At 36.0% G+C, this 12713-nt stretch carries 9 protein-coding genes; 1 reads left to right on the top strand and 8 read right to left on the bottom strand.

Translation table 11 applies throughout. The annotated features are described in order from the left end of the window. From ACK4R1_RS14505 to recR, 8 genes are all read right to left on the bottom strand, one after another. Positions 1 to 1402: MopE-related protein (locus ACK4R1_RS14505; protein WP_409688642.1), on the bottom strand; the 1402-nt coding region annotated here is incomplete at its 3' end. A 648-nt stretch (positions 1403 to 2050) separates the two neighbouring features. Next, positions 2051 to 3088: a dTDP-glucose 4,6-dehydratase gene (gene rfbB / locus ACK4R1_RS14500; RefSeq protein ID WP_409688639.1), complete on the bottom strand. Its 1038-nt coding sequence runs from the start codon at positions 3086 to 3088 to the stop codon at positions 2051 to 2053. 147 nt (positions 3089 to 3235) lie between these two features. Then, positions 3236 to 4513, bottom strand: a complete 1278-nt coding sequence (locus ACK4R1_RS14495) for a nucleotide sugar dehydrogenase (protein WP_409688636.1) — start codon at positions 4511 to 4513, stop codon at positions 3236 to 3238. A gap of 113 nt (positions 4514 to 4626) precedes the next feature. Then, positions 4627 to 6018 carry a UDP-glucose 6-dehydrogenase gene (locus tag ACK4R1_RS14490; RefSeq protein ID WP_409688633.1) on the bottom strand — a complete coding sequence of 464 codons (1392 nt, stop codon included), beginning with the start codon at positions 6016 to 6018 and terminating at the stop codon, positions 4627 to 4629. A gap of 15 nt (positions 6019 to 6033) precedes the next feature. After that, positions 6034 to 7020 (bottom strand): SDR family oxidoreductase, encoded by a 987-nt coding sequence (locus tag ACK4R1_RS14485; RefSeq protein WP_409688631.1) that lies wholly within the window; start codon positions 7018 to 7020, stop codon positions 6034 to 6036. Further along, the gene (locus ACK4R1_RS14480; RefSeq protein WP_409688628.1) at positions 7020 to 9488 is read right to left on the bottom strand and encodes a polysaccharide biosynthesis tyrosine autokinase; all 2469 of its coding nucleotides are present in this window, start codon (positions 9486 to 9488) and stop codon (positions 7020 to 7022) included. Before ACK4R1_RS14480 ends, ACK4R1_RS14485 begins: the two co-directional genes overlap by 1 nt. A 12-nt stretch (positions 9489 to 9500) precedes the next feature. Further along, complete coding sequence (locus tag ACK4R1_RS14475; RefSeq protein ID WP_409688625.1) at positions 9501 to 10289, bottom strand: polysaccharide biosynthesis/export family protein; 789 nt, start codon at positions 10287 to 10289, stop codon at positions 9501 to 9503. Positions 10290 to 10366: 77 nt separating this feature from the next. Continuing rightward, a complete protein-coding gene (recR, locus tag ACK4R1_RS14470; protein ID WP_409688622.1) occupies positions 10367 to 10987 on the bottom strand; it encodes a recombination mediator RecR in 621 nt (206 codons plus the stop codon). Positions 10988 to 11130: 143 nt separating this feature from the next. On the opposite strand from recR, the gene ACK4R1_RS14465 reads away from it, so the two are divergent. Next, entirely contained in the window at positions 11131 to 12627 is a 1497-nt protein-coding gene (locus ACK4R1_RS14465; protein ID WP_409688619.1) for a sodium:solute symporter, read from the top strand. The last annotated feature ends 86 nt before the right edge of the window (positions 12628 to 12713 follow it).

The following is a 12713-nucleotide window of genomic DNA, read 5'->3' as shown; positions in this document are numbered from 1 at the left end:
CAAAGATATAACCCGTAATAGGATAACCCGGAACGACCGGAATAGTTGACATAATCGTTGTACTGATAGATCCCAATATAAAATTGTTTGGATAACTATTAGTCAAACTCGAAGCAACCAATTGACAACCCTCAGATTTTAATCCATCACAATCATCATCGACGTTGTTGAAACAAATCTCTGTTGCGCCTGGATAAGCGAAATTTCTAGTATCATCACAATCACCTCCGCCTAAAACCGTGGTAGTATAGCCAATACCTGGTGAAGCACACTGAACTATTGGAGTTCCTGTATAATAGCCATCATCATCAGCATCTAAATACCAGGTTGGTTGAGGCGTAATACTCAAATTTAAAGTAGCCGTATTACAACCTACTACATGCGTAAGATTAGTTTGAGTCGTGGTATAAGATTGCCCATTAGCAGGCCAAACATAAGTTTCACCGGCACATATAGAGGTGGTTACACTACCGTTGGTGGTTAGTGGGTTTACTGTTACTGAAGCCGGTGCACTCGTTGTACTACAACCATTTGGTGCTGTGTAAGTATAAGTATAAGTTGTTGATGGACCGGTGTAGGGATTTGCAATACTATAAATACCGGTTCCACCTGATGGCAATCCCGAACCTACTAAAGTGATTGCACTACCGGCACAACCACTTACATTAGTAGCAGTAGCAATAGGATTATCCGTTATAGAAAGATTGTTAAAAAAAGCATTTCTTTCATTGCCACCACCGGCATTAAAGTTAAAAAACCTTACTTGAGCTGGAACTTTTCCGCCTGCTGGACTTTTCAATGCTCCGGTTAAGGTGATAGTAGTAGTGCTTTCTAATCTTGTAACAACTAAAGAATAATTGTTAGCATCAGTTCTACTGAAAGTAAAAGTCAAACCATCATCTGTAAAGTCTAATGAGGTATCATTTTGATTACCATTATCATTGATTTTGTATTTATTTGAATTTCCTATATAATAAAATTCAACTAAATTTTCACCTGATGCATTTTGTATTCCAAATCCAACAACTGCCCCATTGTCAATCCAGCCGTTATCCATCCCAAAGGAAAGGGTTCCACCTATACTCAACGTATTAGTAAAAGCTCTGGTAGCAGAGGCCGTTTGGCTATTATTAGCATAAAGAGCCCAACATGATGAACCAATCCCGTATGTACCTCCATCACCATTACTGTTAGAGTTCCCTATAAAAAATCCGTTTCGTGAACCATCTCCCGAAGTCAAAGTACGATTCCACACATTAAATCCACTTCCTCCATTATCCGAGGCTCCCCATCCATCATTGTAAGGAGTATTCCCGCCATTGTCAGAAGGACATTGTGAATAAACAGTTGAGGAAATAAATGAGCATAATAACAAACTCATTGCGAGTAAAATTCTTTTCATAAAAGTAATTATTAAATTAGTTAAAGTTAAAAAAGACAATAACACTCAAATGACTTGAAAAAGCCAACAAAGAATTAAGCAACAATAATAGAATTTGGGTCATTAAAACTATAAAATTAAATTAATCAAATTACAAAAACAAACTTTCCCAAACGAACGAAAACGTTTGCGTGTTAATAAATTATTGATTTTTAGTTAATAAACTACAAATTACAAAAAAATAACTGGTCAAAATTACCAACTAAACAATTCCCAGTACCACAACAAATCGAAACACAATCAATCATTTCCCCATTATACATTATATCTTCCCTATCAAAAAAATCATTCTCATAGTTCATGACGACAAAATTGTAAAGATGGCAACCCAAACTCACCTCCTTCTATCCCTCTGTGAATCTCTGTGTAACCAACCCAAAAACTCACGCCTTCTGCCATATACTTTCATCTTCACAATGAATCTTGAAACCAAAACAGACAACCGACAACCAACAACCGACAACAAATACAATTAGGCAAAAGTAAAAACCAGTAACAAACTTACATGCCTTATATGGTTAAAAAAAAAGCCCCGCAAAAGCAAGACTTCCTATAAAACTGCAAACTGAGACTGAGACTTAAAACTGTGACTGCAAACTAAGAAGAATATTACTTCGCATAATACTTCGCATATTCCCCCGAAGTAACGTTATGCAACCAAGCCTTATTAGCCAAAAACCAATCAATTGTGTGTTCCAAACCTTCTTCAAAAGTAACCGAAGGTTGCCATCCCAACTCTGTATTTATCTTAGAAGCATCAATAGCATATCTCAAATCGTGCCCAGGTCGGTCTTTAACATAAGTAATCAACTGCTCAGAAGTACCTGCAGCTCTTCCTAATTTGGCATCCATTTTTTGGCAAAGTAGTTTAACTAAGTCGATGTTTTTCCATTCATTAAAACCCCCAATGTTATATGTCTCGTGATTACGTCCTTTATGGAAAACCAAATCTATAGCCATCGCATGATCAATGACATACAACCAATCTCGGGTATAATTCCCATCGCCATAAACCGGTAAAGACTTGTTGGTTATAATATTATGGATAAATAGCGGAATCAACTTCTCCGGAAAATGATTTGGTCCGTAATTATTCGAGCAATTCGTAATCACATAAGGCAATCCATAAGTTTCACCATACGCACGAACAAAATGATCCGAACTCGCTTTTGAAGCTGAATAAGGAGAATTCGGGTCATACGGAGTGGTTTCGGTAAACAGACCCGTTGCCCCTAGACTTCCATATACTTCATCGGTACTGACGTGGTAAAATCTTTTGTCTTTATAATTGTCTTTCCAAATGGTTTTAGCGGCATTCAACAAATTCATTGTGCCCATAACATTCGTCCTAACAAACGCCAAAGGATCCGTAATTGAACGGTCAACATGCGATTCCGCAGCCAAATGAATCACCCCATCAAACTGGTGTTTATGAAACAATTCATTAACAAAGCCAGCATCAACTATATCTCCTTTAATAAAGGTATAATTTAAAGAACGCTCTATATCCGCAATATTTTCCAAATTCCCGGCATAAGTCAAGGCATCCAAATTAAAAATTTGATACGATGGATACTTAGTCACAAAACGACGGACCACATGAGAACCAATAAATCCGGCACCACCGGTTATTAATATCTTTTTCATTTCTCTGAAATATATGTTTAAGCAAAATTAAGCCTTAATGAAACGCTTAATCCCCTTAACTTCTTAATGTTAAAACTTCCAAATTAATAGTACCAAACCACTAAACTTGTCTTAAAACAAAACTGTGACTGTGACTGCGACTGAACACTACAATCTTCCATCCGCCTTTTCATTCAAAACGCCCTTTACATCAAAAACAACCGCTGTTGGTTTTTTCAACGAATTGAAATTAATAGCAGAAAACTCTTTGTGAGACACCGCCAAAACGATCGCGTCGAAAGTACCTTCCGGTAATTTTGACACCGTTTGAAGTCCGTATTCATGCATCACTTCAACAGGATTAGCCCAAGGATCATAAATAGTTATTTCAGTTTCAAAATCGAGCAAAGCATTCACAACATCAACCACTTTTGTATTTCGTACATCTGGGCAATTTTCTTTAAAAGCGATACCCAGCATCAAAATTTTCGACCCATTGACTTTGATGTTTTTCTTAATCATCATCTTGATGACCTGAGCAGCAATGTACTCGCCCATACTGTCATTCAAGCGCCTTCCGGCCAAAATAATCTCGGGATGATACCCTTTCTCTTGGGCTTTTTGAGCCAAATAATAAGGATCAACGCCTATACAATGCCCACCAACCAATCCGGGTTTGAAAGGCAAGAAGTTCCACTTAGTTCCGGCAGCTTCTAAAACAGCATGGGTATCAATTTCTAACAAATTAAAAATCTTAGCCAATTCATTTACAAAAGCAATATTAATATCTCGCTGGGAATTTTCAATCACTTTCGCCGCTTCAGCCACTTTTATGGAGGGTGCCAAATGCGTTCCCGCTGTAATAACCGATTGGTATAATTCGTTTACTTGCTGTCCGATTTCTGGAGTAGAACCCGAAGTTACCTTTAAGATTTTCTCTACCGTATGTTCTTTATCGCCCGGATTTATTCTTTCCGGTGAATAGCCCGCAAAGAAATCTACATTGAATTTCAAACCACTTACCCTTTCTAAGACCGGGATACATTCTTCCTCAGTAACACCGGGATAAACCGTCGATTCATAAATCACGATATCCCCTTTTTTCAAGACTTTTCCAACGGTCTCACTCGACTTATAAAGCGGTGTTAAATCGGGACGATTATTTTTATCTACAGGGGTAGGAACCGTAACTACATAATAATTGCAATCCGCTATATCAGCTATAGCATTACTACAAAAAAGACCATTTGAAGTACTATTTGAAGCAACAAGTACTGCTTTTAAAGTGGCCTCGTCAACTTCCAAGGTAGCATCTAACCCGGAATTTAACTCCTGAATCCTATTTTGATTAATGTCAAAACCAACAACAGGATATTTTGTAGCAAACAATCTTGCCAATGGCAAACCCACATATCCTAACCCTATAACTGCAATTTTAATACTCATATTAATTATATTTTTATCCATTAAGATTTAATTCACAATAAGAAATCGACTTCAAACATTCCATTTAAAAAATTTGCTAATCTGCGGTTAAACCTTAACAATAACTATTTTTTTCAAGAACCGATAGACTGATAAACAAAACCAATCTCTCTCATCTTATCACCATCCAACAAATTTCTACCGTCAAAAATAAAAGCCGGTTTCAACATACTGTCGTAAATTTTCTTCCAATCATAGTCTCTAAACTCATCCCATTCCGTTAAAATTGCAATCGCATGCGCTTGCTCGCACGCACCATAAGGATTGTCGAACGTATGAATGTGTTTTTCATTAACTGCTGGTTTTCTGGTGTCTAAATAATCCAAATCAGACAATACTTGCTGGTGACCTACTTTAGGATCATAAAGCGCAATATTGGCTTGTTCATTGATCAAATCATCCGCAACATAAATCGCAGCCGATTCTCTGGTATCATTCGTGTCTTTTTTAAAGGCCCAACCTAAGAAAGCAATCTTTTTCCCCGAAACGGTATTGTACAATGTTTGCACTATATTTCTGGAAAAACGTCTTTTTTGGTGGTCATTCATAATGATAACTTGTTCCCAATAATCAGCCACTTCGTTCAATCCGAAAGCTTTGGAAATATAAACCAAATTCAAGATGTCCTTTTGAAAACAAGAACCGCCAAATCCTACAGAAGCTTTTAAAAACTTAGCTCCAATCCTGCTATCCATTCCGATAGCTTTGGCCACTTCATTCACATTAGCTTCTGTTTTTTCACACAATTCCGACATCGCATTAATCGAAGAAACCCTTTGTGCCAAAAAGGCATTAGCTGTTAATTTGGACAATTCCGATGACCAAACATTGGTTTTTAAAATACGCTCTCTTGGAACCCAATTGGCATAAACATCCACTAAAGATTCGATTGCTTTTTGACCTTCCGGCGTAGTTTCACCTCCAATTAAAACCCTATCCGGATTTAATAAATCTTGTACAGCCGTTCCTTCCGCGAGAAATTCTGGATTAGATAAAATTTGGAACTGCACTCCATTTCCGGTATTGTCTAAAATGCTTTTCAAAGCCTCAGCCGTTCTTACCGGCAAAGTCGATTTCTCCACAATAATCTTATCATTTTTAGCCACTTTTGCAATTTGTCGAGCACACAATTCTATGTGTTTTAAATCGGCTGCCATACCTTTTCCGGTACCATAGGTTTTGGTTGGGGTGTTTACCGAGATAAAAATCAATTCTGCTTCATCAATCGCTTGATCAACAGCAGTAGAGAAAAATAAATTTCTATTTCTGGTATTGGCTACAATTTCGTTCAATCCCGGTTCATAGATTGGAATATTATTCACATCTTCATCATTCCAAGCCGCAATTCTGGCTTCATTCAAATCGACTACCGTCACTTTTATGTGCGGACATTTTTCGGCAATAACAGCCATCGTTGGTCCTCCAACATATCCGGCACCGATACAACAAATATTAGTTATTTTCATTATCAATAGTAATTTTTAATCTTTTTTTAAATACTTCCAATACCAAGCTACTGCTTCTTTCAACCCTTCTGGAAAAGAAAACTTAGGGTTGTAATTTAACAATTGCTTTGCTTTCTCAATACTGGCCAAAGAATGAGGAATATCTCCTGCCCTGTTTGGTCCGTAAACAACATCAATGTGCTCTATGTCAGGATCAAATTCGGATAAATACAATTTAAGGTATTTCACCATATCATTTAAAGTCGTCCTGTCTCCAAAAGCAGTATTATAAACTGTGTTCACCGCTTCGAGATTCTGAGTCAACATAGCCAACTCATTCATTTGAATCACATTGTCAATATAAGTAAAGTCTCTTGAGTAATTGCCGTCGCCATTAATCACCGGACTTTCATGCGCCATCAATTGCATGACAAACTTAGGAATAACCGCAGCATAAGCACCATTAGGATCTTGCCTTCTGCCATAAACATTAAAATATCTTAGACCAATGGTTTCTAATCCATAAGTTTTTCCAAAAATATCCGCATACAACTCGTTTACATATTTAGTTATCGCATAAGGGGAAAGTGGTTTTCCAATCTTGTCCTCAACCTTAGGCAAACTCTCAGAATCACCATAAGTGGAAGAACTGGCTGCATAAACAAATCTTTTCACACCGGCATCTCTGGAAGCCACTAACATATTCAAGAACCCTGAAACATTAACATCATTACTAGTCACAGGATCATTAATAGAACGCGGTACCGAACCTAAAGCCGCTTGGTGCAAAACAAAATCAATACCATTTACAGCCTCCCGACAAGTTTCAATATTTCTGATATCACCTTCAATCAGTTTAAATTTATCATGGCTTAAAAAGCCTTCGATATTGTGTCGGTGACCTGTCGCAAAATTATCCAAGCAAGTCACCAAATATCCTTTCTCTAAAAAATACTCACAAAGATTTGAACCAATAAATCCGGCACCTCCGGTTATGAGAATTGCTTTTGCATTGTCTGCCATTATTTGAATCTTTTTAGTATTTTATATTTCAATTTCTCAAAAAATCCTTTTGGCTCATCATCTTCATGATATCCACTACCATACCCGTAGCCATAACTATAGCCGTAGCCATAGCCGTAGCCGTAACCCACACCATATTTAGCCTTGTTTTCATAACCGTTAAAAATGATACTTACATTATTCAACTCACCACGCTTGGTTCTGTTGTTTAACAATGTCAACATTTCCTTCTTGGTGAAATTTTGACGAACAATATACAAGGTTGCGTCACAAAACTGAGCCAACTCTAGCGCATCGGAAACCAGCCCAACCGGTGGTGTATCTAAAATGATATAGTCATAATTCTCTTTCAGACTCATAATCATTTCTTTCATGGAGTCGCCAAGAATCAATTCGGATGGATTTGGCGGAATCGGTCCCGAGGTAATAACATCGAGGTAAGGAACATGTGTATGTTGAATAACCTCATCTAAAGTTTTTTGTCCGATCAAATAATTTACTGCTCCAATATCGTTTTGAATATTGAAATCGTCAAAAATCTTCGGCTTTCTTAAATCGAGTCCTAATATAATTGTCTTTTTTTCACTCAAAGCAAAAACGGTAGCAATATTAATCGAACAAAATGTCTTTCCTTCACCGCTGACTGATGATGTTAACATCAAGGTTTTGGTGCCTTCTATGCTTTGCTTTTTGTATAAAAATTGCAAAGAAGAACGTATGGCTCTGAAAGATTCTGAAAGTGCCGATTTAGGTCTTTCAAATACAGACAAATTGGTTTCCGAATGTTTCACTCCCACAACCCCAATAAGCGGCAACTGCGTTAGACTGGAAATATCGTCAATATTTTGGATTGAATTGCTGATGAAGAATATAAAAAACACCAAAACCAGTGGTACCAATAAGCCTATAAAAAACGCTAAGACGTAGTTGACACTTGTTTTCGGCCCGAGCAATCCACCGCCTACATCTTTGGCCGGATCAATAAATTGAATATCTGGTAAATTGGCTGCTTTTACAATAGAAGCTTCACTCCTTTTTTGTAAAAAAGTATTGTATATATTATCGCTTAAATTATATTTTCTGGATAATTTAAGCCATTCTTGTTTGTTCTCGGGAAGGTTTCTAATTTGTCTTTCTAAACTTTGAATTTTTTCATTAACAAGATTCAAATCATATTGTAGCGCTGTTTTGAGTGAATTTGCATTCTCTAAAAGTGCTTTTTTTACAGATGATATCTCGTTGTCAATTCTTTCGTAATACAAGTCTCCTTTTATCGAATAGGCCAACTCTGTTCTTTCTATAGAAAGCGATATTAACTTTGAAACATTGGTTACAATATTAGGTTCGTCAATTCCGACTACAGTTGGCGCCGGTAATTTTGAGAAATCGACACTGTTTTTAAGGTATGTTTTTAACGTATTCAAGTAAGCCAACTTGCGTTCAACCTCATCTTTTTGAGTGTCAAAACTCAACAATTGGTTTTTATAGGTCGCGCCACCTTCTTCAATGTCAAGAACATTATTAGTTTTACTAAAATTTTTCAAATCTTCACCAGAGTCTTTCAATTGATCTTCCATATCTTTTAAAGTTTTATCAATAAAATTTATGGTATTCTCAGCAAATTTATTTTTATTTCTTAATTGTCTTTTAATCAACACATTGACAGTAGCATTCAGGTAGTCAACCATTCTGAATTTATTGGTTCCATCCATACCTAATTTAAGAATTGAACCTGCCTTTTCATCAATGGCAACGTCCAATCCTTTATAATAGGAAACCGTGTTGTCAAAAGAATTAAAGCGAACAGAAATCTCCTCTCCAAAATTCTCTCCGTTATGGTTAGCCAACTCTAATTTACAATTAAGGAAAGGCAAATTGATGGGTTGTCCTATTTTGTATATTTTTTTAAACTCACCAATCGGTACAGTAACCATTGATTTTTTATTCTCTTGATATTGTATAACCGAAATATTATTAGACTCAAAAGAGGTTGTAATCTGAAAGGTATTATCACTTATCATTTTCACTTTGATAAAATGATCCAGTAATTGATTTTTGGTTTTATCAACAGAAACTTTAAAAGGCACTTGGCCATAAACATCTTGTAAAAAATATTTGGTTTGTTTCATGTAATCAACATAAAACTGCAAACTATCAACAACTGCCTCGTTGTGAGATCTTGATTTCAAAGTTGTAGAAATCATTTGAACCTTATCAGAGGTTCCGCCCCAATTAAAAACTAAGCTGGTATTGGCTGTAAAAAATGGGTTGTTTTCTTCCTGAACTGCAATAGTGGTTTGAATGCCATAAATCTTTTGCTTTCTAATATTAACCTGATGAGCAATAGAAAAAGCGATTACTAAACCCATAACAAACCATTTCCAATAGCTAAGTGTTTTGATTAAAAACCCTTTAAAATCAAAGCTACTTTGTTTATCAAAAAAAGTAAAATCTTTTACGTCTAACATGAAAAATTGGTGTTAATTTCTAAGTAACAAATAAGTGGTGGTTGCTAAGGATAATAGGGTTACTATAGTTGTCAGAGATTCGATTCCTGTTTTTCCGGTTCCCCAAGATTTCTGTTTCAATGGTTTAACATAAATGTAATCATTAGGTTGAAGATAAAAACAAGGGGAATTAACCGCTTTGCTATCAGTCAAATCAATACTAAAGGTTTCGCTGCCTTGGGGAAATGTTCTGATAACTTTTACATCTTTCCGGTCTCCGGTTACATTGATGTCTCCGGCATTAGCAATGGCTTCCATTATATTCACTTTATCCTGAAATAATGTTTTGGTTCCTGTATTTTGTACTTCCCCATTTATCGTATATCTAAACCCGGAAAGCTTTACAATTACAAAAACACCAGCCTCATTTTTAAAATACTTCTCAAAAAGCAATTTTTCTATTTTGCCTCTAACTTCCTCAACTGTAAACCCTAAAACATTAATTTCACCCAAAACCGGTAATCTTATATTCCCGTGATCATCAACACTATATCCGTTCAAATAACTACTTTGTTCTCCTGTAACACTAACGGTTTGACTTCCGCTAGGGTTAAAAATCTCCACTAATTTTGGATCAATCGCTTTAATAGAAACGCTTAAGATATCATTAGATTGAAGACGGTAAGGCTTTTGATTTGAAGGTGTTACAACAGTATTTTCACCATCATTTTTGTTTTGTAAGTAAATCAAATCCTTGGTAGGAACGCAAGAGGTTAATAAAATACTAATGAGGAAAAATAAATATATCGAGGGTTTATTCATTACTTTTTTAAAAAAATTAGCAAACAAAGATAGATTTTTCAAATCTAAATACAAAAATGTAGTGGGCTATTATTTTGCTATAAATTTTTCAAAGAATTTTCAAATGGAACCCGATTTAAAATACTTCTACCCAAAGTCACTTCATCGGCATATTCTAATTCGTCTCCAACGGCAATTCCTCTGGCAATCGTAGACGTTTTGATATCGAAATCTTTGATTTGCTTGAAGATATAAAAATTGGTCGTATCGCCTTCCATAGTTGAACTCAACGCAAAAATCAATTCTTCTGTTTGTCCCAATTTTACTTTTTCTACCAAAGAATTAATGTTCAACTGACTTGGACCAACACCATCAATAGGTGAAATTTTGCCACCCAAAACATGGTAAATTCCTTTAAATTGGTTGGTGTTTTCAATCGCCATTACATCGCGAACATCTTCCACTACACAAATTATTTTATGATTTCTCGCAGGATTATTGCAAATTTCACAAAGTTCTATATCAGAAATGTTATGGCAAGTTTTACAAAACTTAATTTCTTCTCGCATGGTTGTTAGCGCTTGTGATAAAAACTGGGTTTGTTCTATCGGTTGCTTCAACAAATGCAACACCAATCGCAAAGCCGTTCGCTTACCGATTCCGGGCAATTGCGCCATTTCATTAACTGCTTTTTCTAAAAGTTTTGATGAGAATTCCATGAGGCAAAAATAGTTAATTTGAAAATTATTCAATTTGAAAATTTGAAAATTAATGTATTATCTCATCTTCAAATTTTCAAATCTTCAAATCTTCAAATTGAGACATTAATTTTTGTATTTTGGCTCACTATAAAACCTAACCTATGTCACCAACTACCATCCTAATAATCATCATTATTTACTTCGGTTTATTGATTTTGATTTCTAACATTGTCAGTAAAAAAGGAACGGATAACGATACTTTTTTCAAAGCCAATAAAAATTCCAAATGGTATTTAGTGGCCTTTGGAATGATTGGCACGGCATTGTCCGGAGTGACATTTATTTCGGTTCCGGGTGAAGTGGGGAATCCCGATTTGCAGTTTAAATACTTCCAATTTGTTTTAGGAAACGCCATTGGTTTTTTAATCATTGCCAAAGTCTTGCTGCCGTTGTATTATCGCATGAACCTTACGTCGATTTACAGTTATATCGAACAGCGTTTAGGTACGATTAGTTATAAAACTGCCGCTTCAATTTTCTTGATTAGTCGAACGATTGGTTCTGCTTTTCGCTTGTATTTGGTGGTGATTGTATTGCAACGGTATGTGTTTGATGCGTTCAATATTCCTTTCGCTTTAACGGTTTTGATTTCACTTGGATTGATTTTCGCTTATACTTATCGCGGTGGTTTGAAAACCATTATTATTACTGATACTTTGCAAACTTTCTTCTTGGTTTCTTCGGTATTTTTGACCATTATTTTTATTTGTAACAGTTTGGATTTGTCCTTTTTCCAAGCTTTTGAAACGGTGAAAGCAAGCAACTATTCTAAAATTTTCTTCTTTGAAGATTATTTAAAAGGGAATTATTTTTGGAAACAAGTCCTTGGTGGCATCTTTGTAACCATTGCTATGGTTGGATTAGATCAAGATTTAATGCAAAAAAATCTGAGTTGTAAAAACATAGGCGAAGCCCAAAAAAACATGTTCACTTTCACCGGAATTTTTGTGCTGATTAACATTTTCTTTTTGAGTGTTGGCGCCTTGCTTTATATGTATGCCGAGAAAAATGGTATCGCTGTTCCAATGATTGATGGCGTGGCACGAACCGACTTTTTATTCCCTGAAATTGCCTTAAATCATTTAGGCGTAATTCCGGCTGTGGTGTTTTTATTGGGATTGACTGCAGCGACTTTTGCCACAACCGATAGTGCATTGACGGCTTTAACGACTTCCTTCTGTGTGGATTTTTTAGGTATGGATAAAACTGAAAATCAAAACAAACCGAACATTGTTAGAACTCGTCATTGGGTTCATGTTGGTTTTTCATTTCTGATGTTTTTGGTAATCGTGTTTTTTAATGCGGTGAATGATGCGTCGGTAGTGAAGATGATTTTCAAGATTGCTTCCTATACTTACGGACCGCTTTTAGGGTTGTATGCGTTTGGTTTGTTTGTGAAATCGAAAACGGTTCATGATAAGTTTGTGCCGTTGGTTTGTGTGATTTCGCCGGCGATTTGCTTTTTTATCAGCAAGTATTCTGCGGAATTATTGGGAAATTATACTATAGATAACGAATTGATTATAGTAAACGGACTAATCACTTTTATAGGATTGCTTTTGATTAGCAAACCGGCGACTGAAAATACCCGATATTAAAATGGATTGCTTTTTAGCCCTGATTGGAGCTAGCTACCGCGTAGCGCGGAAAGCAGGAATTACCATGCCAAAAATGCCCGAACCTT

It is taken from the genome of Flavobacterium sp. (genome assembly GCF_046293665.1).
Lineage (GTDB): Bacteria > Bacteroidota > Bacteroidia > Flavobacteriales > Flavobacteriaceae > Flavobacterium.
The sequence above is the reverse complement of the archived record's forward strand: the minus strand, read 5'-3'. Positions and strand labels throughout refer to the sequence as shown.